The following is a 24,688-nucleotide window of genomic DNA, read 5'->3' as shown; positions in this document are numbered from 1 at the left end:
TATAGATACATTATATTCTTGCAGGTAAAGAAAGGTGTGGACAAAGGTATCTTATAGGAGATACTTGTTTCTCGTAACATAACACCGTTTCAGGAATAACGTCAAACAATTGGCGCTACTCCGGAGTCTATTAGCAATGCCCTTCGGGGATGAACGTGGAAATTGGTTCAAAATACGGGGGGATCAGTTCAGGTAGAATCTTTTCCCTTAACCCGCTTTAATGTCGCTACAATCAAAAAGCTCACAATCACCAATAAAAGCCATGAACTGACCTTGCCTAGATGAACGAGACTCCATGCATCGGTTTGGTTTGGATATTGCCAAGCGCCAAAAAATGTTGCAATATTTTCTGCTATCCATATAAAAAATCCGATGAGCACAAAAGAAAGCGCGAGTGGCATTCGGTAACGGGTCCCTCCGACTACATATGAGACCCACGATTGCCAAAAGACAATTATGACAAGTGCAGCTAACCACCAACGTACATCAATCCAATAATGGTGGGTGAAAAAATTCAAATAAATCGCAGCTGCAAGAGGTACGACTAGAAGAAAAGGCGGCCATTTAACGAGCTCCACGTCAAGCCTTCTCCATGCTTGGCAGAGGTAACTTGCGACACTTGCATACATGAATCCGCTATACAAAGGCACGCCAAAAACTTTGACATAGCCATCCTCTGGATAAGACCATGAGCCCATATGTACTTTGAAGATTTCGAGAGCAAGTCCAATAACATGGAACAGAGTAATAACCTTTAATTCATCCCGCGTTTCAAGTCCAGAGCGTACCATCCACCATTGCATCAGAAGGCAAATGATAAGAATCCAGTCGTACCGTGGCAGGAAGGGAAGGGGGATGATTTGTGTCAAAGCCAAAGAGGCAAAAATAACGACGGGAAACAAACAGGATAGGGCTTGCTCCCAGCCGAAACGAACAAGTTGTTTTAGTGCTCTCATGATTGATTGAAACCTCCAACGATTTTTTCAGTCCTACTTATTGCGTGTCCTCATCACTTCGATATTCCAAAATATCACCAGGCTGGCACTCTAAAGCCTTACAAATCGCCTCTAGTGTGGATAACCGAATCGCTTTTGCCTTGCCATTTTTTAGTATAGAAATATTGGCCATCGTTATGCCAACCCTTTCCGAAAGTTCAGTTACGCTCATTTTTCTTTTTGCTAGCATCACGTCAATATTGATTATAATCGTCATATTATCACCTCAGACCGTTAAATCATTTTCTGATTTTATATGAATTGCTTCTTGTAAAAGTCTTTGAAGAACAGCTGCAAAGACAGCAATCACCATTGAAGCAAAAACAGGAATCATTCCAACTATGACCAGACCCGGTGCATCGTCTAAATCTGCAACGAGAAATACAAATGGCAGAATGATCATATACAACCCACTAATTGTAATTGCACAGAATTTAATATTTTTGAGCGCTGTAACAGACAGCTCTGAGAATGATTGGTTCTTGTCTATATAATTTAACAGTTTAAAAGCCTGATATAACGCGATGAAAAACGGTATAGCTGAGACACACATACCTATTAAAATGGGATAGAGCATATGAGCATAATCTGGGTTTACTGGATTATTAGTTAGCTCATATACCCCAAATGTACACAAAGCAAGGACTGGGACTCCCATTAAAATAACAGCCGTTTTTAAAAATAGCGTTGACCCTCGTTTCATAAAAGCACCTCGTTTAGTTATTATAAAATTGATTTTAGCACCAAATTTATCGTTTTGCAATAAAAAAATATTGTTTGGCGGGTTGTTTTTGGTTTTAGGTAAAGATAAAAGTGTTTTCTTGTTATAGAAGAATGCTTGGTAATAGTAAACTAATCAATGGGTTCATAGTAGTACCCTTTAAACAGTAGTCAGTTGACATGGGTTTATCTCAGGAAAGGTTGAGGAGAGCGTCATACATTTTTAACCTAGATTTAACCTTGCTCGTATATCCTAATGAACACCATTTGAAGAAAGGAGAAATTTGAATATGCGGGTAAAATTATTAGTTTTAATATGTGTATTGATCATAGCTATAGTAAGCGGCTGCGGGGGGAAACAAACGAACTCAACTAGCACCGATGGACAAAAGGATATAGATGCACAATCATCGGAAGCTGGACAAACCATCGAGGGCACGTCCAATCTAAACGAGGAAACACCGGTCACAGAATCCAGCAAAACACCGCCCATAGTAGATCATTTGGATGTGTATCCTTTCCCAATTCCGTTAGGCTGGAATGAAGAGATATTTGAGGTTAGGGAGTATGACGAAGGGATGGACTGGGAAGCTGTCTTCACATTTGAAGGGGATGAGCAGGAGCAAGCTGCAGCTTATAAGAAAATTATTGAAGAGCTTGGCTATGAGACACAAGTATTATTAAGTGACGTATTTAAAATTGGAATGGCAGAATTCGCAGGGATTCCCTACCACGGTACATTTACGTTTGGAATAGGTGACGAGTATAGCAGCTGGGGTGAAGGCCAAAGATATGTAGAGATTTCATTTTCAGAAAAGAGATAATTGACAACTTAATGGAATTCCCTCACTAAGGAAAGGATGACGGATATGCAATTCAATCCAGGCAATATAATCTTCTCCACGAAGGTATAACTTACTTCCTCCAAACGGTAGGGAGCCACTAACCAATCAAAAACTCTTCCACCGACACATCATATTCCATAAAAATATCAGCAAACACCGCCTTATCAATCAAATTGCGATATACACCATCAAAATAACCCGCTAGGTTACGGACAGTTTTGCGCTTTGTCGCCTGAACAGCAATATGAAGGGCCTGTATCGCCAGCTGTTCAAGTAATTCTCCTTGGTGCTCATGAATGCTGAACTTCAACATGCGTAATGATAGTGCACGATAAATACCGAATAATTGACGGGCTAAAGAACTGTCACCAATCGTCGAGGACAATAGATTTTTTATTCTTCCAAACAACGTAGTTGGTGTAGGTATTGGCTCCGCAGGATACGTATCTGTAAGAGTATTGGCCTTTATGTTTTTAGATTTAAAAGAAAAAGCTTCAGCTTCGGGAACAAGGTCCTCAGCCCAACTGTCACAAGGGTTATCCGCTGTTGCCGGCGTGGTCAAAGTCGACTGGTCATCAAAGGGTAAAATAGTGTAAATGTTAGCCCCTAATCCGCTCATAACAGGGCGAATATAGTGAATGCGCTCGATAATTTCAAGCTGTTCCAACTTTCGAATCGCGCGGCGCACGGTGACGTTGGACTTGCCAATTGCATCTGCCATTGTGTCGTGCTTTAAGTGAGCAGCACCATATTTCACAGAGTAGCGGCGAATCATATCAAGCACAGCGCGATCTGTTGGATTCATCTCATTCCAATGCTTGATAATGTGACGGCGTACTGCCTCGTCCATCTCCTGTGTGTTTGTGAAATGTGCGTAGTCTTTTAAGTACGTTGTCATAGTGGTCATTCCCCTTTTTGTTTTTTATATAGAGGGGAATGAGGAAATCGGATACACATTTTAAAATATATTTTAAAAAAGAAAAATCCTTCTGTGGAAGCAAGGATTTAGATAGGTACTGCTATAATAATGAAATCACTTCTTCAACCCAGCAGCATAAATCGGACCATTTAGTGTGATGGTCGATAAAATCCGGGCCATTTCTAACGGTGATTCTTGACTGCCGCCATCTAGCCACTGTTGAATCACGCCTATGTGTGCCGAGGCGATATAGGAAACTAAGTATTCACCAGGTACAAGTAAATTCTCCTTATTGAAAGTGGATATTTCATTGCCCTCAAATAGTATTTTCCACATTAAGCTTTTCAATTTCGTTTGAAAGGTAACATCTCCTCTTGTACCTAACAAGGCCCCCATAAGCTCTCTGTTGTCGTAAAGATACTCAAATATAGAGATTGCAGGAGTGAATGCATTAAAATCAGGAGTCTCGTTCATAGTAAAGCTTTCTATCGCAACGGGTATTTTCTTTGTCACAATGCTCCTCATACCGTTCAGAATACTTTCCTGGCATTTATTCATTAAATCGTTTTTGTCTACATAATGTGCATAAAAAGTGCCTCTGTTTATCCTTGCTTTCGCTGCAATATCCTTCACGGTAATTGCTTCGAAGCCTTTCGCTTCAATTAATTCTACGAGTGCGTTTCGAATAGCTTCTTTTGTTCGTATCACACGTAAATCTGTATATAATTCGTCCAAGGTTTTATCGACTCCTTTATTTTAACCGACAGAAAATACAGATATGTTGGATAAACAACATATCTGCTAGTATTGGCTCTTGCCTTCTCATTTTTAAAAATCTATTCTATATATATAGAAGATAAACAACACGTTGTTTGTTATTGTACGAAATAAACGGGTATAAGTAAATTACTTTAACTTGAATCAGCAGAAGTCCAAACTCCCTGCTGATTCAAGTTAAGCCTCCGGCGGATGTTAGGGATTTTGAGAGGAGTTAATTGTGCTGTGCACAATTCAAAATCCCAACGCAATTACGCCGAGGCGCAATTGATAAAGGAGGTTCTAATATGTCTGTATTACAGGTTCAGCAGTTAACAAAAGACTACGGTCATAATCGAGGCGTATTCGATGTGTCGTTCACTGTGAATAAAGGGGAAGTGTATGGCTTTCTCGGACCTAATGGAGCAGGGAAAACAACGGCCATTCGTCATATTATGGGCTTTTCTAAACCGCAGAAGGGGCATACCTTTGTCAATAACCTAGACAGTTGGGAACATGCTGCTGACATTCAAAAAAATCTTGGTTACTTACCAGGAGAAATCGCGCTACCGGAATCACTCACAGGTACACAATTTATAAAAATGATGGCAGATTTACGGGGCATTACAGATTTTACGCATACAGATTACTTGATTAAAAAGTTTGAACTAGAACCATCAGGAAAACTAAAACGTATGTCCCTTGGCATGAAACGCAAGCTTGCCATCGTTACGGCCTTTATGCACGATCCAGCTGTACTAGTCTTGGATGAGCCGACGAGTGGACTGGATCCAATTATGCAAACTGTTTTTATAGAATTTATTAAAGAAGAAAAAGAACGAGGGAAAACAATCCTTATTTCCAGTCATATATTTAGTGAAATTGATGCGACGTGTGACAGGATTTCGATTATAAAGGATGGCCGATTGATATCCTCATTTGTGGCAGATGATCTACGTTACAATGAGCAAAAAGTATTTGAAATCGAATTTTTAAGTGAGGAAGAATTCAATCGTTTTAACGAGGACATAAAAGTGAAGAAGAAATTGCATGTGCTAGGCACCAATCAGTTGAAGAAACAAGCGAAAATCCAAGTAGAGGATAATGATATCAATCAGTTTATCAATCTTATTTCTGCATATGACTTGAAATTCTTCTCTGAAATTAAATTCACGTTGGAAGATTACTTTATGAAGTTTTATGATCGCAACATAGATACGGAGGAAGGTGCCAAGTAATATGCCGACTATTGAAATTAAAAACATGACGAAAGACTATGGTAATGGTAGAGGGATATTTGACGTCAACCTTTCGATTGAAAAGGGTGAAGTATTTGGTTTTGTAGGGATGAATGGGGCAGGTAAAACAACAATCATCCGTCATATGATGGGATTTCTACAACCACAAGCTGGACATTGTTTCATCAATGGATTAGATAGTTGGAAGGATTCAGCGGAAACAAAGAAGTATATTGGCTATATCCCTGGTGAGATTAATTTTCCAGATGCTAAAACGGGAACCGAATTTTTAAAATGGCAAGCGGAATTAATGGGCTTAACCGATATGTCTTATGCCAATGAAATTATTGACAAGCTTCAATTGGATCCAACAGCCAATCTGAAACGGATGTCTAAAGGGATGAAACAAAAGACCGCAATCGTCGCAGCTTTCATGGCTGACCCAGATATCTTAATACTTGACGAGCCAACAACAGGACTTGATCCGTTAATGAGAGTTGAGTTTGTCAATTTACTAAATGAGGAAAAGAAAAAGGGCAAAACGATTTTTATGTCGAGCCATATGTTCGAAGAGGTTGAACATACTTGTGACAAAGTAGCGCTCATCAAAGAAGGGAAGATTATCGCAGTTAAACCAACAATCGAAGTGAAGCACAACACTGATAAGGTCTATAAAATTGCGTTTTCTACTACGCAGGACTATCAACGTTTTTTATCAGAACCCTTTACTTTTATAGAAGAAAGAGAGAATCAGAATCAAGTCATCGTTACGGTGAATGACCAAGATATTAATCCATTCTTACTTGTTTTAAAAGAATATCCTATTAAATTTATTACGGAGATCAAGTACACACTTGAAAAATATTTCAAAAGCCTATATTAAGAGAGGGTGCTTGTTATGATAAATGCCACGATTTTTAAACAGACAGTAAGAGCTAATTACAAGCTGTGGATCATATTTACAGTCGTATTGAGTGTGTTAAATGCAGTGCTAATTGCCGTATTTGAACCTTCTACGCTGACAAATATGGCTGATATGGTCAAAGATACGCCATTAGCAAGTCTGCTAGGGGACACAAGCTTTTTAGGGATGCTAACACAAACATTTTATTCGATTCATGGCGTTATACTACCTCTTATTTTTATTATTATGACGGCAAATAGTTTAGTGGCTTCCCAAGTGGATAAAGGATCGATGGCCTATTTGTTATCGACGCCAATTAAGAGAACGACAGTAGTGCGGACGCAAGCATTGTACTTAATTACAGCTATTATCACGATGTTTCTAATCGTGACCCTTGCAGGAATGGTGGCCATACACGTTTCTCAAGGGGATCTCGGTACCTATATAGCAGATTATATAGCGCTTAATGTAGGGTTACTTCTTTTGATGTTTGCAACAAGTGGTATTTCGTTCATGTTCTCTTGTATCTTCAATTTATCGAAACATTCGTTGGCATTCGGTGCAGGTATTCCAGTTGCATTCTTCTTATTTCACCTGATGGCTCAAGTGAGTGATAGCCTAGAAGGATTCAAATATCTATCGTTGAATACACTGTTTGATACAGCTGCTATTTTAAATGGAGAAAGTTATTGGCTACCATTCACCATACTCGGGCTTGTGGGGATTGTAATTTATACCATTGGTATACGCTTCTTTAAGGGGAAGGATTTGCCTCTCTAATAAAAAACGCCAGTCATTCAAACATGTTTGTTTGAGTGACTGGCGTTTTTTTAGTTGTTATTTTCATTCATCATTTCGAGGAATTTAAGCGGGATGTTGATTTGATTTTTTTCATTAAAAAGAGTTGGTGTAAACTCTTCGTCCATTCGTTTAATTTCATTGATTTCCTTATGAAGAATCTCCATTTTTTGATCTAATGCGTTGGCGGATTCCGCAGCCTCTTTCAGCTCTTTTAGCATTTCTTCAGGGACAGACTTATCGAATTTATAAAAAATCTTATGTTCCAGGCTTGCCCAAAAGTCCATAGCGATAGTCCTGATTTGCATTTCAACAAAGACGTGCTCTACTCGATCCGTCATAAATACAGGAATTTTCAATATCAAATGAAGGCTCCGATAACCATTGGGCTTCGGATTTTTTATGTAATCTTTATACTCAATCACTTCAATATCCTGTTGCATTTGAATCATTTCACTTAGTTTATAAATATCGGAGTTAAAGGAACAGTTAATACGAATCCCTGCGATATCCCGCATATTTTCCTTTATGGAGGACAGGGACAGTCCAATATTTTTGCGAAGCGCCTTTTGTATAATACTTTCTGGTGTTTTCAAGCGGGTATTAATATGTTCAATAGGATTGTATTCATGTATCAATTGAAATTCTTCTTCCAAGATATTGATTTTGGTGCTCACTTCGTCTAATGCAAATTTATAAGCTAGCATGAATCTCGTCACTTCTTTTTTTAGATGATTCAATTGGCTATAGTCTAGTTCGTTTGTTAGCATCAATAGAAACTCCTCTTTTCTGTGCTTTATTAAATAATAGCATGAATGTGAAAATAACCTGAATTTGAGTGTGAGTTATTTTGGTATTTTTACGGAATCCTATTATTAAGACGCCTATCTTGATAAAAGGTTGTGTACTTTTTAATTGGTGTCAGTCATTCAATCATGAAAGTTCAAGCGAATATTTTTGTTTGGGAGGTTGGCATTTTTTGAACAAGGCTCGGCCATTCCAGTAAGTCGCCTTCACTGGAAATTTAGTGAGTATTCCTGTGTATCTTGATAATAGCTTACTGTATATTGAAGTAGAGGTCATACATAAGGGAGGAAATCATGAGGAAAATTAGTTTACTGAAAAAATGGCTCAACACCAAAACATGTACTTGACGACTTTTAACACCTAATCATTTCCTCATTACATTCTAATAAAATCCGTTGTTTATAATGGCGAGGATTTCGCGTAAAGTAATGTCGACGTTGTAGCGCTTTTATCTTGTTATTCCGACCTTCCACGGCTGCATTTGTGAAGCGTAAGTGATGATAATTGCAGATTTCCTCTTGCCAGTTTTTCATGGTTTTCAGGCAACATTGTACAGCTGAATGTTCAATGTTTTCTCCTTGTTCAATCCACCTTGCGAAACCTTTTATAGCTAAGGCGTGGCTGGAACTGCAATCGTACCAAGTAATAAAAGCTTCTTTCCAGTTATAAACCGCACGTAAAACATCCGAGTACTGAAGAAATTGATGAACCAATTTGGTTTCTTTCTCAGACAGTTGATCTGCTCGTTTACCGAGGAGTCGAAAATTCTGCTTCAATTGTTGGCGTGCACGAGAGGACAGATCTTTTTGGATCTGCTTTCGAACAACTTGTAGGGCCTCTGTGATGTACCGATTGACATGAAAACGATCTGCAATTCGGATAGCAGAAGGGTAAACTTCTGCGATAAAAGTATGATAACCTTGGGCCAAATCCATAACGACTGCAGCAGGTTGAAGTGTTTTCCACTGTGGATTCTCCTGGTAATAGGCCCGCAAATCTTCTAGCTTTCGACCAGGAATTACATCTAAAAACGTTCCACCACGCAGATCATGAAGGCCCGTGTTATACGTATGGCCTTTTCGAATCGCAAAATCATCTATGCCCAAAACAAGTTTTTCACTATCCATCGCCTGCTTTTTACAGACAGTTTGGACATGTTTACATTCACTTTCCATCCAACGTTTAAAAACCCGCTCAACAGTGGTTTTAGGCGTTTTGGTCTGCTTCGACGCCTGCTTAACAGTCGCTCCGACAACATGACTCGGCAAAGACTCCTCGAATTGTATCGTATATCGTTTTCCTGGCATGACACACGTATATTGCCAGACAAAAGAAGCCTCACACTGTTTACAAAACAAACGAATGGCAGGAAGCATTAGAAAAACACGGCGACCAAAAGCCGAAAGATGGCGTACTCTTCGTTGATAGGCACAGCCTTTTCGAATGACAGCTGTCCCTTGGCATTGAGGGCAAGTTTGTAGATGGTCGATGGGTTGGACGTGAATCAAAAAATCATCTTGTACGTTTTCGATATTGGAAATAGATAGCTCTTTTAAATCAAGAAGAAGACTGGTAAAATGAGAGTGCATCTGTATACCTCTTTCGTTGTTGGGTGGTACTTTCAACTATAGAGGATACGGGTGTTTTTTTGTATAATTTTTCAGGTCAAGAACAGACTTTGGTGTTGAGCCGAAAAAATTACTCTGTTTGGATTTTCTTTGCTAATGATTTTTTATCTATATTTTATGATACGTTATCGTTTAAGTTTTGAAAACTCTATTTGGACGCAGTTGCTCTTGGTCACTGGCTTTTTTGCGGTCAGTATTTCTAGTTTCAAGCGAAAGAATTATGTTTTTGGATACGTTATTGGTGGAGGCGCCTTACTAGTATTAGTTAGTCTTTTTTGGACTTTTTTCGGAACATAGATGGACCAATCAGTATGATTGTGAATGAAGTAGATGGAAGTCGGATACACCTGGGCACCATGAAAGGCAGCACATTCAACGAGCCATTTCACCGAGTGGCCGAGGTGTACGCGGACTAATACATATAAACCAGACTGCTCACCAATAATGGATAGTTTTTGCCCGAACTGTTTTTTTAACCGAGATACAAAGTGCTGCATTTTTCGTTTATAGACAAGGCGCATGCGTTTAATATGGCGATTCCATTCTCCGGCCTTCATAAATGTTTCACTAGACAAAACTGTCAAGTTAGCAGATAAGCAGGTTCATCTTTGCTATGTTCAAACGTTTCGATAAACTTTTCGAGTGTAGAAGTTAAGTACGCGTCTTTTCGTCTGATGAACACGGTATTGATCTTACTGTACTTTTCAGGTAAATAATGACACTGGATAAGACCTTGTTCTTCTAAATGGGAAACGGCTGATTTTGGAACGAATGTAATGCCAAGTCCCATGGAAACACTCCCGATGATTGTTTCCAAGGTCCCGAACTCCATCACTTTTTGTGGCGTTATGCTTTGATCTTTATACCATGTTTCCAGTCTTGCACGGTAGCCGCATCCTTTGCTAAAGCATAAGAACGGCTCCTTTTTTAATTGTTCAATTGATGTTTTCGTGTTGTCAGAGATTATGACGAGCTCTTCTTGAAAAACGTCATGGGATACAAGTTCAGGATGTTGGTTGATTTCTGTTACGAAAGCCCCGTCTAAATTGTGATTTAATACATCTTTTTGGAGTTGTTCAGTAACACCTGTTAAAAGTGATAAGTCTACATTTTTATATTTTTTGATATAAGAAGATAATATAACGGGTAATTTAATGACTGTTTCAACGGACCCAATTTCCAGTTTGCCTGCCGGTTCCGTTTTACTTTGGACGACTTTTTTCATTTCATTTGTTAGCGATAGGATTTTTTCACAATAGACAAGCAGTTTTTTACCTTCTGGTGTTAATGTCATTCCGCGGTTGTGACGGTTAAAAAGAGCTGTATTCATTTCGGCCTCAAGCTTTTTGATTCTTGAGGTAATATTGGATTGGACGTAACTTAATTCTTTTGCAGCTTCAGTAATCGTGCCTTTCTGCGCAACCATTTGAAAGATTTCTAAGTCTTTAAACTCCATGTTATTCCCCCTCAACTTACTTCTCCTTCTATGATATCAATAATAGAGATGTGAAACATCAATATTGTTCATTTTGAGAGATATCGAACCTGTGCTTTAATGAATAGGTAGAAGATAATTGAAGGAGATAGGGGTTTTATGAAAAACAATGTATTATGGGGCGCTATTTTATGTTTGATTGCAGCAATATCGTGGGGAGCTATGTTTCCAGTAGCGAATCATGCATTTCATCATATCGACCCATTTTATTTCACCATTTTTCGTTATGTTTTTGTAACGATCATTTTAATCGTGTGGCTGTTATGGAAGGAAGGTAAACAAGCTTTTCATTTTGAAGGGAAAGGTTGGTACCTGTGGTTTTTCGGCACAATGGCCTTTACGGTTTATAATTTGCTGATTTTCTGGGGACAAGACTTATTGGGCAATCCAGGTACGATGGTAGCTTCCATTATGGAATCTTTAATGCCGATGATTTCAATTGTCATTGTCTGGATGCTAGTAAGACAGCGACCTCATGCATTTACGTTATTTTGTGTGTTTATTGGGTTCATCGGCGCATCGTTAGTCGTCACAAAAGGTGATTTTGGTGCCTTTTTCACAGCGAAAAATGACATTATTCCATCTTTATTCATTTTTATCGCAGTCGTTGGCTGGGTTGTTTACACGATGGGTGGAGGACGGTTTAGTAAGGATGGCTGGTCAGCATTGCGTTATTCTGCGCTAAGCTGTTTACTTGGAACGGCTACCGCAGTTGTTGTCGTATTCGGTGTGACGCTTTCTGGATATGTGTCGTTTCCGACTGTTGAAACGATGATCATAACAAGTCCTCATATTGCTTTTATGGTGATCTTCCCGGGCGTTATTGCCTTGGTAGGATGGAATTATGGCGTGAGTGTTATTACACCGTTGAATGGCTTATTATTTCTTAACTTTGTACCCGTTACGACATTGGTGATTCAAATTTTCCAAGGCGCAGGCATTACCGTTTATGATTATATTGGTACAATTTTCATTATCATCTCTTTACTTTCAAACAATATTTTTCATAGGTTGCTGGAAAAACGCAGGGAGCCGAAAGAGAAATTCAAAGGAAGATTACTGGAAACGTAAAAACGACTTCATCAACGAAGTCGTTTTTTACGTTTCCGGGTAAGATAGTCGTTTGTGTTGGTGATATTCTTATCATTTTCAGTTCTTGTGACTAGCGTTAGAAACAAATACTGATGAAAATCATTTTAATTCTCTATACAGGTTGATTTCTGTGCTTTCTCGCAGTTTTCTAAGCTCTGGTACAATTTTTAAAACGTGTTCACTTTTATTATGTTGATGTAGCGCCTCTTCGTTATCCCATTCCTCAAGCATTGTCAGGATAGTTGGGTCATTGATATCCTCGTGAAGTGTATACGTGATACACCCTTTTTCTTTGCGGGTTTCTGAAATAACTTCCTTAGCGATTCGTAAATAATCTTCAACCTTTACACCTGGTTTTAGTTTGGCTTTAGCTACAACTTTAATCATTTAAATTAGCTCCTTTTTAAATCATATTTAATGTGTTCCTGTGACATCTAATGTAGTGTTCGTTACACGCTGTTTTTCAAAAGTGGAGATGTAGATCTTTTCTAGTAACTTTTCATAAAAAAGATCTGGATTGACTGGCAATTCTACTGTTTTGTTCAACCAAGAAGATAAGTAAATGGCATTTGAAATTTCTAATGCCTTTACCCCTTCTTCACCTGGTGCAAGTAATGGTGAACCACTAACAATTGAATCGACCCAGTTTTGGATAATAAGCATATGGCCGGCATTGTCGTTTTTTACCGGAATGTCGATTTTCCAACATTCCGGTTCTCCAAAACCGCCTGTAAATGTCGCATTAAATTCACGTTCCGATTGTGTTAAACGGTAAAAAGTTAGTGTTTCATTTTCCACGACTATTTTCCCGCGTTCACCAACGATTTCAAAACGATTCGTGCCAGGTGCTTCTCCGGTTGAAGTAATAAATACGCCCGTCGCTCCATTTTCATATTCAACCAATGCAGTTACCTCGTCTTCAACTTCAATATCATGATACTTTCCAAAACTACACACTGCATGAACACTTTTTGGCATAAACCCGGTCGTCCACTGCCAAATATCTAATTGGTGAAGTGCCTGATTGATTAAAACACCGCCTCCTTCACCTTCCCAAGTGGCTCTCCATTTACTTGAATCGTAATAACTTTGTGGACGGTATGCGTCAGTTACAATCCAATTAGTCCGTTTAATAGCGCCCAATTCACCTGAATGAATAAGATCCCGTAATTTTTGATAAAGGGGATTTGCCCGTTGGTTATACATAATGCCGAACACTTTACCACTTGCTTTGGCTGCGTCATTCATTTCCAATACATTTTTTGTATAGACGCCTGCCGGTTTTTCGATGAGGACATGTATTCCTTTAGCAAACGCCATTTTTGCTAGTTTTGGATGGCTGTAATGAGGTGTGGCAATGAGAACCGCATCAATTCCTGATTCACTTAAAAAGGCATCGATATCCTGGAAAATTTGAATATCTCCTTGAGTATGATTTTTCACCCATTCGATTCTACTTTCATTACTACTACAAATTGCCGTCAATATTGCACCTTTAATTTGTCCTGTATCGAGCATTTGCACATGTGAACTACCGATATTTCCTATTCCAATCACGCCAACCTTAACCAAGCTCATATATCCCACCCCATTTATTATTTTCTAGTATTTATGTTTCAACCACTATGTGGTACAGTTGTATTGCATAACGGTTAATATAAGTATAATAAATTAAAATATTTTGTCAATAATTCATTGTACAATTTGTTAGATATAATAAAATTAGTATATGTAAAGGAAGAGGAAGTTATTATATGATGACTAACGGTAAACAGGATCAACATAAAACATCGAACGTTCAAGTTATCTCTCGTGCGGCTAAAATATTGAGGACTCTTAGAGATCATCCAAAAGGATTAAGCCTGTCGGAAATTGCCAAAGAAGTGGATCTAGCTAGATCGACGGTTCAAAGAATTGTGACTACATTAGAGCAGGAAAGGTTTGTCGTTGCTGCTTCTGCTAACGGTGGTATTCGTCTCGGACCTGAGATTACGCTGCTTGCCGCTGCTGTCCATAATGATGTAAGAGAAGAAATTAGACCGTTTTTAATCCATCTATCTAATGTAGTGAATGAAACGGTTGACCTTTCAGTATTAGATAACGGAAAAGTCCTTTTTGTGGATCAAATTGTTGCTCCGCATCCATTGCAGGCAACTTCCCAACCGGGTGCATCTTTTCCATTACATTGTACGGCAAACGGAAAGGCTATACTCGCATCATTGCCTGTAGCTGAGATTGAGAGGCTGTTACCGGAGCAACTAAAACCGTATAATGATCAAACGATTACGAGTCGTGATGAACTATTAAAGGAATTAGAAGGAGTCTGCGAAGGTGGGATTGCTTTTGCAAGGGAAGAGCATATTCAAGGGATTTGTGCGGTAGGCGCAGTTGTTTTTGATAGTATGGAAAATCTACATGCTGTCTCAATCCCAATTCCATCTACTCGTTTTTATGGCAATGAAGAGAAGCTTGCGGCTGCTCTCCTTGATACCTGTCAAACAATCAACCAGCACTTTGCGAGTATACAATGAAGGGGGAACACTGTTGGGATTCTGGTGCCATTTATCAGGATACATATCTTTGTTCCAAGGTTGTTTGTTTGAACCTTTATTCACTTGCATGGTAAAGTGCTGTTGATCCATCCTATAATCTAACGAGGGGATAACATATATGAATCATGTCTATAGCGATGTCATTCAGTTTAAAGGAAATCACTATGATTTTGGTTATATGCAAGGGGAGTTGTTAAAGGATTCTCTTATTTTATTTAACCGTGAAAAACAATGGGCCGCAAAGAGAAAACGTCATTTTACGATAAATGCACAAGAAGCGATTCAACTATTCTCTAAATTTCTTCCGAGTATGTTGGATGAGCTACAAGGACTAGCTGATGCGCTGAACTGGACGATGGAGGACGCGCTAAGAGAATTTGGTGGTTATTATGTGGAGTATGAGAAGAGTGGTTGCTCGATTTTAACAGGCTCTGACTTTATCATCCGAAATTATGATAGCCATCCAGGTTACTATGAAGGACGATATGTTATTTATCAGCCAACAGATGCGGGATATGCGACGATTGGTCCTTCCATGCAAATAACAGGACGTACCGATGGCATGAATGAAAAAGGGCTTGCCATGGGCTATAATTTCATTAACCGACGGGGTTCAGATGATGGATTCGTCTGTAATATGATTGGCCGAATTATTTTAGAAACTTGTGCGAATGTAGAGGAAGCGATCATCTTGTTGAAGGAAATTCCTCACCGAACGTCATTTAGTTATGTTTTGATAGATCCGACTGGTGAAACATTTGTTGTAGAAGCTTCGCCGAGAAAGGTGGAAGTGAGGAAGTCGAATAGTAGTACGAATCATTTTGAAGTATTAACGGAAGAAAATCGCTATCGTATGGATGACTCGATAAGAAGGCAAAAAGAATTGGAAAGCCAACGTAGCGATGATTTAGATATGTATAGGGCATATCAATTATTGAACGATAAAGAGAAAGCGATTTTTTCCAGTAAATATGATGCTTCTGCGGGAACAATACACACAGCTGCTTATATGCCGAGGGACAGGAAGGCTTTGTTTGCAATTGGTGGCAATCGACTGCCGGTAATCTTTGATTTTAATCATTATTTAGCAGGGGAAAGAATACATGTTAAAAAAATCAAGGGCGTACTGAATTACCATACACCTTTTGTCAATATGGCTAGGAGTGGCGACGAATAAGCTATGCGATACTACTAGCTATTTTTTTTGACATCGATGTTAGTTATGGCTAACTAACATGAAAGAACTGAAATCGTATTGGAGGAATTAGGATGAAAAATACATCAGATAAAATACTTCAGGCAGCATTAGCATTGATGCAAGATAAAGGCTTTCAAGCGGTTTCTGTAAAGGAAATTGCGCAGCATGCTGAAGTGAGTGAAATGACGGTCTTTCGGCATTTTAAAACGAAAATGGGTGTTTTTGAATCGGCTGTAGAAAAGTTTTCTTACATTCCAAGCTTTGAAGAAATCTTTGCGAAGCAAATTGTTTGGGATCAAGAAGCGGATTTGACGTTAATAGCAAAGTCTTACCTCGATTCGATGAATAGAAATAAATCCATTTTTTTAATTGCTATTCAGGAAAGAAGCGATTTTCCAGAGTTACACCAAGTCATTGCTAAGAATACGATGAAACTTAAAGGTTTAATCATCGCTTATTTTACTTCTATACAAGAAAGAAACCGAATGAAGGAGACGAATGTAGACGCACAGGCAAAGATTTTTTTAACAACTTTATATGGATATTTTTCATCCACTGCTTTATGGAAAAATCATTTTCTACATGAATGGGAGGAGCCTTTTTTCACCCATACCATCCGGTTATTTTGTGAAGCACTACAAAAATAAGTGTAATGGATAGGAGTTTAAAATAAATGATAGTCGAAAAACAGTCATTTAATCGAAATATTATTGTTGGAATTTTATTGGCAGCATCTTTTGTTACCCTTCTGAATCAAACGTTAATCAACATAGCTATTCCGCCTATCATGAAGGATTTTCACATTAATGCGAGTCAAGCTCAATGGCTGATAATATATGTTATGTCTACGAAGGATGAACTGAATATACACTTCCACATTACTTAATTATATATACATCCTAAACCTAGCGATTATCATCATTACTTTTTTCATCGTAATCAATAATCAAGAAGATTATTGAGCCGACTTAGATTTTTCAGTAAAAGTGAAATCCTCCCACAGAGAAATGAGGCCGCTGAAAAAGTTCCTTATTTTCAAAAAGTAAAAACGGAATCCCAAAATTCCATCGTTTCCGGGAACGTTTGTGGGGACTATAAGCCGAATTTTGATTAGAAAAACTGCTCTAGGGGTGTCTGACTATTCGCGAATTTGGTTTTTCAGCGGCCTCCAGAGAAATCAGTAGAGGTTTTTTTACTTTCACATAAAGTTAGTTGTAATTTTTCCCATATCTTGTTGTATGTTCAAAAGTATCAAGCAACTTTGTTCTACTTGAATTTGTGTAAGTAGATACAACAAACTTGTTATTCCAAAAACCACCATAATTACTAAAGTAGGTATCAATTGTGTAGTAATAAACTTTTTGATTGTCGTCACTTGAAGAATAAACAATAGCAGAAACCAATGTAGATACAGCCTTGGCACCAAACATTATACCAAATACAATTCCAGTACCAGTTGGTAATGCTAAGATTATCGCTGTTACAATCACTACCGAGAACACTGTTACATTAAAAGAATCTTTGAAAGTATTCACGTGTCTCCAGTAATAGCCGTCATCAGCTAATGCACTAATTTTTGAATCTACAATCTCACTTCCAATTAGACCTAGATTTTGACTTAATTCATTCGAAATACCTTTTATTTCTTCTAGAGCTGCTTCATCTAATAGTTCATCATTAATACGAATTTCATCTTTTCGAGAGTCATAAGAAATAGTTTCTACACCATCCTCACTCTCAAGAAAGGCAGTTTGTACATCATTGTTAGTAACTAAAGTTAAAGTATAAGTTTCCCCGTCAACTTCAAAAGTATGAGAATCCTCACTCCCATTAAATTGAAGTGCAGAACCGTTTGTTGCGTACGAATACGTTGGAGCCATTAAAAATAATATCGCAGTACTAAAAATCAACAAAATTTTCTTCATATTAAATTTTCCTCCTTTTTTGTATATTACAAGTAATATGGTATCATAGTTCATGGGTGAAGTGGTACCTTTTAGGTTAAAATTATTTTTTAGGAGGTTGTTCAGTAGATGAACTTTATTAATTTATTAATAAGTATTATTGGGATAATTATAGGAGCTACCTTATTAGCTATTGGAAATGATAATGCAACTTTTCAAACTAAGTTTATTTTTAAATTTTGTGGTATTTTGATTTTAGTAGGTTCAATATTTTTTTTTCAAAGATATCGGAATTCCAATAAAAAATAAAATGGACATTGATTATGAGGAGGCCGCTGAAAAAGTCCTTTATTTTCAAAAAGTAAAAACGGAATCCCAAAATTCCATCGTTTCCGGGAATGTTTGTGGGGACTATAAGCCAAATTTTGATTAGAAACACTGCTCTAGGGGTGTCTGACTATTCACGAAATTGGTTTTTCAGCGGCCTCATTATGAGTGCCCCCACTTGAATGTCGATGTGCTGAATAACCAAAAATACAACGGTTGGCAGAATAGAGTGAATAATCTTGGTGCGGTAACCTTTTCTTATTTCCAGTTACAACTGAATAATATAATTATCTTCAAATAATTATATTGTAAATTGTTGTACGTGTAACACCTGTTCTTGTGCTAATATCTTTTACACTTTCATTTTCATCAAGTATTCGTACAATCTCTTCGTGTTATAAAGTTAAAATTTGTAATTGAATTTGATAAGCTGGTTTCAATATATGTGTTAATTAGAGGAAATTTTTCGCGTTATTTCCGCTCCTTTTTGTCTCTAAAACGTAGACGAGGGAAAATTATTAATGTTCCATATTATAATTTTTTTATTTATTTAAAAAAACGAGCGAAAAGACTTGTCTTTTCTTCTTCGATTGCCGCAGCGATCTCCAGTTGTTTTTGTCCCGTCGTTTCGGTTAGGCCATGGAACAACTTTCTATCTTGCTACTCAATGACATCTAGAAACTTCTTAGTTTAATGCTCGGCTGCTCGTTCAACTGCTTCATCTGCAACCCGATTTATCAAATCGTCTAATTCCTCTTTAGAAAACACGATTTTATTCTTATTTCCTTCAATAACGCCTAGCATCATTTTAGCGTTTTTTATCATTAACCCTTAAACGACTGTTTTTTCGGTGATTTCTAAGCACTGTATTTTTCAATGACTTTGTGGAAATCCGATAACGGCATTTATGTTAACGAACGGGATATTAATAAATGACGGTTGGCATTAATGCGCTGCCGTCTCATCTTATTCCCCATGGTACGGCCATGAATAATACAATTCGAATGGTGGGTAGATCGATTTGAACTGCAACGCTTATTTCTATGATGAGTTATGCATCTTTAAACACATCCCTTCAAGAGCCTAAACAAGTAGCGATGGAGGGCATTCAAAACTCGTTTATGCTTGCAGCTATATTAGGAGTGTTAGGTCTTCTGTTGGCGTTCCGTATGAAAAGTAAGAAATAAAGGCACGTCTGTTGATTAACCAAAAAATAACTTAATCAAACACTAGGTACTCTGTGTAAAGTTTTCTTTTTGTCTCGCTTTGGATTGAACGACTTCTATACAATTGCCGTGATATTTGATGTCGTGAATAGTTAGCCGAGAGCGAACCGGAAACGACTTAGTGAAAAAAGTGATTTTTAAGCTTTTATTTACCTGCGATTTATTCAAGTAAACGGTTAATCAACAGGCGTGTAAGGGCTAAGTATGCTGAGATTCCGTCATTGTTGCAGACGTACCGCATGATGTGTAGACTCCAAAGTAGGAGTGAAAATAAAAGTGGAGAGAGGATAGTGGGAAGATGACTTTAGAGGTAAGTAAGGAAGCAGCTGAATGGTATAAACGTGAAATGGATTTGGAACCAGGTGCTTATGTCCAATATTACATTCAAATTTACGGCGGTATTCCGACTGCCCATCCGAACTATTCTTTAGGCATGTCTGTTGGGAATCAAGGAAATATTGGTGAAAAAGCTGAGGTTGAAGGAATTACTTTTTACTTTAACGAGGATAATTCCTGGTTTTTGAAGGAGTTTGATATGAAAGTTATTGTAGAAAACGATGAGTTGGAGTTTGTTTTTCAGGAAAAGTAATAGTGGGTTACTCATGCAATTCGAGTACTTCTATACAAAAATACCCATCATTGAAGTGATGGGTACTTTTCTATCAACAATATTCCATTCGTCAAACACTCACTCCATCACAAATAGCTAACGTACGTTGTAATGAATGGAGCTGTTCATCATTCAATGGAATCATCGGCAAACGAACGCCGCCGACGGGAATTCCTTTTAGATTCAATGCTGCTTTTACTGGTGATGGATTTGGGGCGGCAAAAAGAGCTTTCATAATCGGCAACAGTTTACGATGGTCTGTAGCCGCCTCTTTGACATTGCCCATTTTGAAGTTTTTAATCATCGCCTGCATTTCATTCCCTACAATATGAGACGATACAGAAACAACGCCGGCCCCACCAATTGCTAATACGGGGATAGTTAGGCCATCATCGCCGCTATACAAGGAAAATTCTGTTGGTGTTTGCTCGATGATTTCAGCCATTGCATCCAAATTACCGCTCGCTTCTTTAATCGCAACGATATTTTGGATGGCTGCCAGGCGGATGACTGTATCGACGTCGATGTTGACGACTGTTCGCCCTGGCACATTGTATAACATAATTGGTAAAGAAGTCGCCGCTGCAATCGTTTGGAAGTGTTGAAACAATCCTTCCTGGCATGGCTTGTTATAGTAGGGGGCAACGAGCATAATTGCATTGACACCAACATCTTCTGCTGATATTGTCAGTTCAATCGATTCCCTCGTGCTGTTCGAACCTGTTCCTGCAATTACGGGTACTCTGCCATCTACAACTTCCACTGTAAATTTGAATAGCGCTATTTTCTCTTTCGTGGTTAACGTCGGAGACTCTCCAGTCGTGCCTGACACAACTAAACTATCCGACCCATTGGCAATTAAATACTCAATCAAATTTCTCGTTGCTTCAAAATCAATGTCCCCATGCTCATTAAAAGGAGTTACCATAGCCGTTACAACCTGTCCGAAATTCATCATTCTCCACATCCTATTCATTTTTTTAGTATAAAAAATAAAATAGAGGGTGGAGGGCAATTGTCAATGATGCCTGGGCGTAATTGCGTGACATCCGCCATAGGCTTTATCTGAACCCAGATAAATTGACGCAAAAAAGCAACAACGAGGGCTCGTTGTTGCAGTGAAATAATGGATTATTTCTTTGCATAAGATAGCCCTCCATATAGTTTCCTATATGACAATCCTGCACTTATTCAACGCAGAACCAGCTTCGAGATAATGAGTGTCTCTCCACTTCGGCAAATCCCCCTTTCTACAATCGTCACCGGATCTCATACTCCTCAGATTGTCTACTAATGGTTTTTGCGCCTCTATCCTTACTTCAAAGTTTCGAAATAAGTAATATTAAATTATTACTACCTTACACGGTATTCGGTATAATTGCAAGTTGAAAGTAAAAGAGCAGCATCATAAATTCTCATTCAACGCCTCATGGACACAGCTTACTACATCGATATCGGAAAATCGCTAGGGAAATCTATTTAAGCTCGGAGTGTCCGTCATCACTGCTTTCATAGCAAGGATTGTCTACAAAAACTAACTATTTATCACTAAAGTGTTGACAGTTACAGTGGGTCTATGGTAAATTTAGTTTGAATTCAAGATAATTGAATTCGAGATATTTAAACTTCATGTAATGAAAGAAGAGTAATACGATTAGAAATAACTCCAAAAAGGGTTGCTATAAGGATAGTAAATTTTTTTTGAATTAATTTACCTTGGATTCAAGGTATTTAAATTCAAAATAATCATAGGAGGAAACGTAATGAACCACTTAAAAGGAATGCACCATGTAACAGCGATTACAAGTAGTGCAGAGAAAAACTATGAATTTTTCACGTATGTATTAGGAATGCGTCTTGTGAAGAAAACAGTTAATCAAGATGACATTCAAACGTATCATTTATTCTTCGCAGATGATAAAGGCTCTGCCGGTACGGATATGACTTTTTTTGATTTCCCAGGTATTCCAAAAGGTACGCATGGAACAAATGAGATTTATAAAACAGCTTTCCGTGTACCGACAGATGCTGCACTTGAATACTGGGTAAAACGCTTTGATAAATATAAAGTGGGGAATAATGGTATTGAAGAAGTGTTTGGGAAGAAAACTATTTCCTTTGTGGACTTTGATGACCAACAATATATGTTAGTGTCTGATGAATTGAACAAGGGTGTTGCATCAGGTACACCTTGGCAGAATGGTCCAGTACCTTTGGAATTTGCGATTACAGGTTTAGGACCCATTCATATTCGCATCGAACAATTTGATTATTTGAAGGAAGTATTGGAAAAAGTAATGTTAATGCGTGAGATTGCACAAGAGGGCTTCCTGCATTTATTTGAAGTTGGTGAAGGTGGAAATGGTGCGCAAGTAATTGTGGAGCATAATACGACTTTACCAGCTGGTCGACAAGGTTTCGGTACAGTGCATCACGCGGCTTTCCGTGTGGAAGATACAAAAGTATTATATGAATGGATTGAGCGTCTGGAACAATTCGGTTTTGGTACTTCGGGCTATGTGGATCGTTTCTTTTTCGAATCATTATATGCGCGCGTAGCACAAGGCATCCTTTTTGAATGGGCAACAGATGGTCCAGGCTTTATGGGGGATGAACCTTATGAAACAGTAGGTGAAATCTTATCCTTACCGCCATTCCTTGAAGGAAAACGAGAGCAAATTGAGGCAATGGTGAGGCCGATCGACACAGTGCGTAGCACGCTTAAAATAGAAAAAGAGTACTTATAAGGAGGTGAAATAGAGGAAATGGGCTTTTTCAGTAAATTATTTGGAACGCAACAACAAGAGGAGGAAAAATCAATGACAAAATCAAATATAGGTATTATTTTAGGATCAACACGTGAGGGACGCGTAAGTCCACAAGTAGGGGCATGGGTAAAAGAATTAGCAGATAAACGTGGAGATGCAAATTACACGATTATCGATATCGCAGATTATAAATTACCACTTTTAGGTGAAGCAGGCGGCGACGCATCGGGTGCAGCAGCGTGGTCAGAAATCATTGCAAAACAAGACGGCTTCGTATTCATCGCTCAAGAATATAATCACTCGATCTCAGCTTCGCTGAAAAATGCGTTAGATTACTTACGTGAGGAATGGAATAACAAAGCAGCAGGTATCGTATCATACGGTTCAGTAGGTGGAGCTCGTGCAACGGAACATCTACGTGGTATTTTAAGTGAATTATCTGTAGCGCATGTTCGTGTACATCCGGCATTATCATTATTTACAGACTTTGAAAATGGTACAGACTTCAAACCAGCTGCTGTACAAGCAGATTCAGTAAACCAGATGTTAGACCAAGTTATTCCTTGGACAACTGCATTGAATACAGTACGTAAATAATTTTCAACTTAGATTAGCAGGGGCTCACCCCCTGCTAATCTAAGTTAAGCCTCCGGCGGATGTCACAGATTTTAAAGGGAGTTAAGGAGGGCAGCCTAAGTTCGCGACGTCCTGATAGGCAAATCGAACCCTACGCTGTTCGATTCGCAACGACTGCATGACCTACATCCTGTAGACCCCAAGCGCAATTCAAAATCTGGACGCAATTACGCCAAGGCGTAATTGATTGTATGTAAATCTCTTCAAATCACAAAATGTGCATAAGCACATTTTGTGACATTAATAAATAAATTCTGAGCAAAACTCTATTAAGTAGATTGAAGGTTTTGCTCAGAATTTATATCAGAAAGAGGAGGAAATAATAATGAAAAAACAAACAGCGGGTATTCACCATATTACAGCCATTGTCGGTCATCCACAGGAAAATATTGATTTTTATGCGGGAGTATTGGGCTTACGTTTAGTTAAGCAAACCGTGAACTTTGATGATCCTGGCACTTACCATCTCTATTTTGGCGATGGGGGAGGAAAGCCGGGAACAATTATTACATTTTTCCCTTGGGCAGATGCCTATCAAGGACAAATTGGAGACGGACAAGTTGGCGTGACAACGTATGTAGTACCAGTAGGATCTTTAGATTTTTGGGAAAACCGTCTAACTACATTTGCGATTCCATTTAAAAAAGCAGAGCGTTTTGGAGAACAAGTTATTCAATTTGATGATCCACATGGCTTGCATGTAGAACTTGTTGCACGTGCAGAAGGTGAACAAAATAACTGGACATTTGGCGGAGTAACACCAGAAGTCGCCATTAAAGGGTTCGGCGGTGCAACGCTGTACTCAAGCAAACCGGAAGAAACGGCTGAAACATTAACGAATGTAATGGGCCTTGAATTGGTTGGAACGGAAGGTGATTATACACGCTATCAAGCTCCAGCCGATATTGGTAATATTATAGACTTGAAAATGGTCACAGGTGTTCGTGGTTCAATGGGTGTTGGGACAGTTCACCATATTGCATGGCGTGCAAAAGATGATGCAGATCTTCTTGAATGGCAACAACATGCCGGTAATCATGACCAATATGTAACTGAAGTGAAGGATCGTAATTATTTCAATGCGCTGTATTTCCGTGAATCAGGCGAAATACTATTTGAAATTGCAACAGACCCACCAGGATTTGCACATGATGAAACACCTGAAACAATGGGGACACAGTTGATGTTACCTGAACAATATGAACAGCGTCGAGAGCAATTGATTAATTCGCTTATTCCAATTCAAGTGCGCCTAATCGATTAAATAAGG

At 38.5% G+C, this 24,688-nt stretch carries 26 protein-coding genes, 2 pseudogenes and 1 riboswitch; of the genes and pseudogenes, 14 read left to right on the top strand and 14 right to left on the bottom strand.

Features of this window, described 5'->3' with window-relative positions; all coding sequences use genetic code 11:
* Nucleotides 1-188: 188 nt before the first annotated feature.
* The 3 genes from N1I80_RS20460 to N1I80_RS20450 are packed head-to-tail and all read right to left on the bottom strand — an operon-like array spanning nucleotide 189 to nucleotide 1,698.
* Nucleotides 189-956, bottom strand: a complete 768-nt coding sequence (locus tag N1I80_RS20460; RefSeq protein WP_340739673.1) for a DUF817 domain-containing protein — start codon at nucleotides 954-956, stop codon at nucleotides 189-191.
* 37 nt (nucleotides 957-993) lie between these two features.
* Nucleotides 994-1,212, bottom strand: a complete 219-nt coding sequence (locus N1I80_RS20455) for a helix-turn-helix domain-containing protein (RefSeq protein ID WP_340739672.1) — start codon at nucleotides 1,210-1,212, stop codon at nucleotides 994-996.
* Nucleotides 1,213-1,221: 9 nt separating this feature from the next.
* Nucleotides 1,222-1,698, bottom strand: a complete 477-nt coding sequence (locus tag N1I80_RS20450) for a DUF2975 domain-containing protein (protein WP_340739671.1) — start codon at nucleotides 1,696-1,698, stop codon at nucleotides 1,222-1,224.
* A 307-nt stretch (nucleotides 1,699-2,005) separates the two neighbouring features.
* On the opposite strand from N1I80_RS20450, the gene N1I80_RS20445 reads away from it, so the two are divergent.
* Nucleotides 2,006-2,539 (top strand): hypothetical protein, encoded by a 534-nt coding sequence (locus N1I80_RS20445; protein WP_340739670.1) that lies wholly within the window; start codon nucleotides 2,006-2,008, stop codon nucleotides 2,537-2,539.
* 118 nt (nucleotides 2,540-2,657) lie between these two features.
* On the opposite strand, the gene N1I80_RS20440 is transcribed toward N1I80_RS20445, so the two are convergent.
* Nucleotides 2,658-3,458: a helix-turn-helix domain-containing protein gene (locus N1I80_RS20440; protein ID WP_340739669.1), complete on the bottom strand. Its 801-nt coding sequence runs from the start codon at nucleotides 3,456-3,458 to the stop codon at nucleotides 2,658-2,660.
* A gap of 135 nt (nucleotides 3,459-3,593) precedes the next feature.
* Nucleotides 3,594-4,214: a TetR/AcrR family transcriptional regulator gene (locus N1I80_RS20435; protein ID WP_340739668.1), complete on the bottom strand. Its 621-nt coding sequence runs from the start codon at nucleotides 4,212-4,214 to the stop codon at nucleotides 3,594-3,596.
* 329 nt (nucleotides 4,215-4,543) lie between these two features.
* On the opposite strand from N1I80_RS20435, the gene N1I80_RS20430 reads away from it, so the two are divergent.
* The 3 genes from N1I80_RS20430 to N1I80_RS20420 are packed head-to-tail and all read left to right on the top strand — an operon-like array spanning nucleotide 4,544 to nucleotide 7,157.
* The gene (locus N1I80_RS20430) at nucleotides 4,544-5,473 is read left to right on the top strand and encodes an ABC transporter ATP-binding protein (protein ID WP_340739667.1); all 930 of its coding nucleotides are present in this window, start codon (nucleotides 4,544-4,546) and stop codon (nucleotides 5,471-5,473) included.
* A gap of 1 nt (nucleotide 5,474) precedes the next feature.
* On the top strand, nucleotides 5,475-6,356 hold the full coding sequence (locus N1I80_RS20425; RefSeq protein ID WP_340739666.1) for an ABC transporter ATP-binding protein: 882 nt from the start codon (nucleotides 5,475-5,477) through the stop codon (nucleotides 6,354-6,356).
* 15 nt (nucleotides 6,357-6,371) lie between these two features.
* On the top strand, nucleotides 6,372-7,157 hold the full coding sequence (locus N1I80_RS20420; RefSeq protein WP_340739665.1) for an ABC transporter permease: 786 nt from the start codon (nucleotides 6,372-6,374) through the stop codon (nucleotides 7,155-7,157).
* 50 nt (nucleotides 7,158-7,207) lie between these two features.
* Here the strand turns inward: N1I80_RS20420 and N1I80_RS20415 are convergent, their stop codons facing one another.
* From N1I80_RS20415 to N1I80_RS20400, 4 genes and pseudogenes are all read right to left on the bottom strand, one after another.
* Nucleotides 7,208-7,945: a GTP pyrophosphokinase gene (locus tag N1I80_RS20415; RefSeq protein ID WP_340739664.1), complete on the bottom strand. Its 738-nt coding sequence runs from the start codon at nucleotides 7,943-7,945 to the stop codon at nucleotides 7,208-7,210.
* Between the two features lie 390 nt (nucleotides 7,946-8,335).
* Entirely contained in the window at nucleotides 8,336-9,571 is a 1,236-nt protein-coding gene (locus N1I80_RS20410) for an ISL3 family transposase (protein WP_340739663.1), read from the bottom strand.
* A 344-nt stretch (nucleotides 9,572-9,915) separates the two neighbouring features.
* Nucleotides 9,916-10,194, bottom strand: a pseudogene (locus N1I80_RS20405) (PLP-dependent aminotransferase family protein); the annotation flags it as partial.
* A complete protein-coding gene (locus N1I80_RS20400; RefSeq protein ID WP_340739662.1) occupies nucleotides 10,191-11,066 on the bottom strand; it encodes a LysR family transcriptional regulator in 876 nt (291 codons plus the stop codon). The pseudogene N1I80_RS20405 and the gene N1I80_RS20400, both read right to left, overlap by 4 nt.
* Before the next feature lie 138 nt (nucleotides 11,067-11,204).
* On the opposite strand from N1I80_RS20400, the gene N1I80_RS20395 reads away from it, so the two are divergent.
* Nucleotides 11,205-12,176, top strand: a complete 972-nt coding sequence (locus N1I80_RS20395) for a DMT family transporter (RefSeq protein ID WP_340739661.1) — start codon at nucleotides 11,205-11,207, stop codon at nucleotides 12,174-12,176.
* A gap of 120 nt (nucleotides 12,177-12,296) precedes the next feature.
* On the opposite strand, the gene N1I80_RS20390 is transcribed toward N1I80_RS20395, so the two are convergent.
* Both N1I80_RS20390 and N1I80_RS20385 read right to left on the bottom strand, forming a co-directional pair.
* Nucleotides 12,297-12,584 carry a putative quinol monooxygenase gene (locus N1I80_RS20390; protein WP_340739660.1) on the bottom strand — a complete coding sequence of 96 codons (288 nt, stop codon included), beginning with the start codon at nucleotides 12,582-12,584 and terminating at the stop codon, nucleotides 12,297-12,299.
* 27 nt (nucleotides 12,585-12,611) lie between these two features.
* Entirely contained in the window at nucleotides 12,612-13,775 is a 1,164-nt protein-coding gene (locus N1I80_RS20385; protein ID WP_340739659.1) for a Gfo/Idh/MocA family protein, read from the bottom strand.
* 176 nt (nucleotides 13,776-13,951) lie between these two features.
* On the opposite strand from N1I80_RS20385, the gene N1I80_RS20380 reads away from it, so the two are divergent.
* The 3 genes from N1I80_RS20380 to N1I80_RS20370 all read left to right on the top strand — a co-directional run bounded on the left by N1I80_RS20380 (nucleotide 13,952) and on the right by N1I80_RS20370 (nucleotide 16,594).
* The gene (locus N1I80_RS20380) at nucleotides 13,952-14,728 is read left to right on the top strand and encodes an IclR family transcriptional regulator (RefSeq protein ID WP_340739658.1); all 777 of its coding nucleotides are present in this window, start codon (nucleotides 13,952-13,954) and stop codon (nucleotides 14,726-14,728) included.
* A 139-nt stretch (nucleotides 14,729-14,867) separates the two neighbouring features.
* Nucleotides 14,868-15,926 (top strand): C45 family peptidase, encoded by a 1,059-nt coding sequence (locus tag N1I80_RS20375; RefSeq protein ID WP_340739657.1) that lies wholly within the window; start codon nucleotides 14,868-14,870, stop codon nucleotides 15,924-15,926.
* A 92-nt stretch (nucleotides 15,927-16,018) separates the two neighbouring features.
* A complete protein-coding gene (locus tag N1I80_RS20370; RefSeq protein ID WP_340739656.1) occupies nucleotides 16,019-16,594 on the top strand; it encodes a TetR/AcrR family transcriptional regulator in 576 nt (191 codons plus the stop codon).
* 561 nt (nucleotides 16,595-17,155) lie between these two features.
* Here N1I80_RS20370 and N1I80_RS20365 read toward each other — a convergent pair.
* Nucleotides 17,156-17,872: a hypothetical protein gene (locus N1I80_RS20365; protein WP_340739655.1), complete on the bottom strand. Its 717-nt coding sequence runs from the start codon at nucleotides 17,870-17,872 to the stop codon at nucleotides 17,156-17,158.
* A gap of 108 nt (nucleotides 17,873-17,980) precedes the next feature.
* Between N1I80_RS20365 and N1I80_RS20360 the strand changes: the two genes are divergently transcribed.
* Nucleotides 17,981-18,160 carry a hypothetical protein gene (locus tag N1I80_RS20360; RefSeq protein ID WP_340739654.1) on the top strand — a complete coding sequence of 60 codons (180 nt, stop codon included), beginning with the start codon at nucleotides 17,981-17,983 and terminating at the stop codon, nucleotides 18,158-18,160.
* 708 nt (nucleotides 18,161-18,868) lie between these two features.
* Here N1I80_RS20360 and N1I80_RS20355 read toward each other — a convergent pair.
* The gene (locus N1I80_RS20355) at nucleotides 18,869-19,003 is read right to left on the bottom strand and encodes a hypothetical protein (protein WP_340739653.1); all 135 of its coding nucleotides are present in this window, start codon (nucleotides 19,001-19,003) and stop codon (nucleotides 18,869-18,871) included.
* A gap of 110 nt (nucleotides 19,004-19,113) precedes the next feature.
* On the opposite strand from N1I80_RS20355, the pseudogene N1I80_RS23395 reads away from it, so the two are divergent.
* Together N1I80_RS23395 and N1I80_RS20350 are read left to right on the top strand one after the other, a co-directional pair.
* Nucleotides 19,114-19,200, top strand: a pseudogene (locus N1I80_RS23395) (hypothetical protein); the annotation flags it as partial.
* Nucleotides 19,201-19,702: 502 nt separating this feature from the next.
* Nucleotides 19,703-19,993: a HesB/YadR/YfhF family protein gene (locus N1I80_RS20350; protein ID WP_340739652.1), complete on the top strand. Its 291-nt coding sequence runs from the start codon at nucleotides 19,703-19,705 to the stop codon at nucleotides 19,991-19,993.
* 91 nt (nucleotides 19,994-20,084) lie between these two features.
* Here N1I80_RS20350 and dapA read toward each other — a convergent pair whose 3' ends face one another.
* Nucleotides 20,085-20,969, bottom strand: a complete 885-nt coding sequence (gene dapA / locus N1I80_RS20345; protein WP_340739651.1) for a 4-hydroxy-tetrahydrodipicolinate synthase — start codon at nucleotides 20,967-20,969, stop codon at nucleotides 20,085-20,087.
* 186 nt (nucleotides 20,970-21,155) lie between these two features.
* A riboswitch (Lysine riboswitch) is annotated at nucleotides 21,156-21,333 on the bottom strand.
* Nucleotides 21,334-21,777: 444 nt separating this feature from the next.
* Between dapA and N1I80_RS20340 the strand changes: the two genes are divergently transcribed.
* From N1I80_RS20340 to N1I80_RS20330, 3 genes are all read left to right on the top strand, one after another.
* A complete protein-coding gene (locus N1I80_RS20340) occupies nucleotides 21,778-22,761 on the top strand; it encodes a ring-cleaving dioxygenase (RefSeq protein ID WP_340739650.1) in 984 nt (327 codons plus the stop codon).
* An 18-nt stretch (nucleotides 22,762-22,779) separates the two neighbouring features.
* Nucleotides 22,780-23,379 carry an NADPH-dependent FMN reductase gene (locus tag N1I80_RS20335; protein WP_340739649.1) on the top strand — a complete coding sequence of 200 codons (600 nt, stop codon included), beginning with the start codon at nucleotides 22,780-22,782 and terminating at the stop codon, nucleotides 23,377-23,379.
* 364 nt (nucleotides 23,380-23,743) lie between these two features.
* Nucleotides 23,744-24,682, top strand: a complete 939-nt coding sequence (locus N1I80_RS20330; RefSeq protein ID WP_340739648.1) for a ring-cleaving dioxygenase — start codon at nucleotides 23,744-23,746, stop codon at nucleotides 24,680-24,682.
* The last annotated feature ends 6 nt before the right edge of the window (nucleotides 24,683-24,688 follow it).

This window comes from Sporosarcina sp. FSL K6-3457, from assembly GCF_038007285.1.
In the GTDB taxonomy this organism is placed as follows: Bacteria; Bacillota; Bacilli; order Bacillales_A; family Planococcaceae; genus Sporosarcina.
Note: the sequence above shows the minus strand (reverse complement) of the source record. Positions and strands in the feature narration are given on the sequence as shown.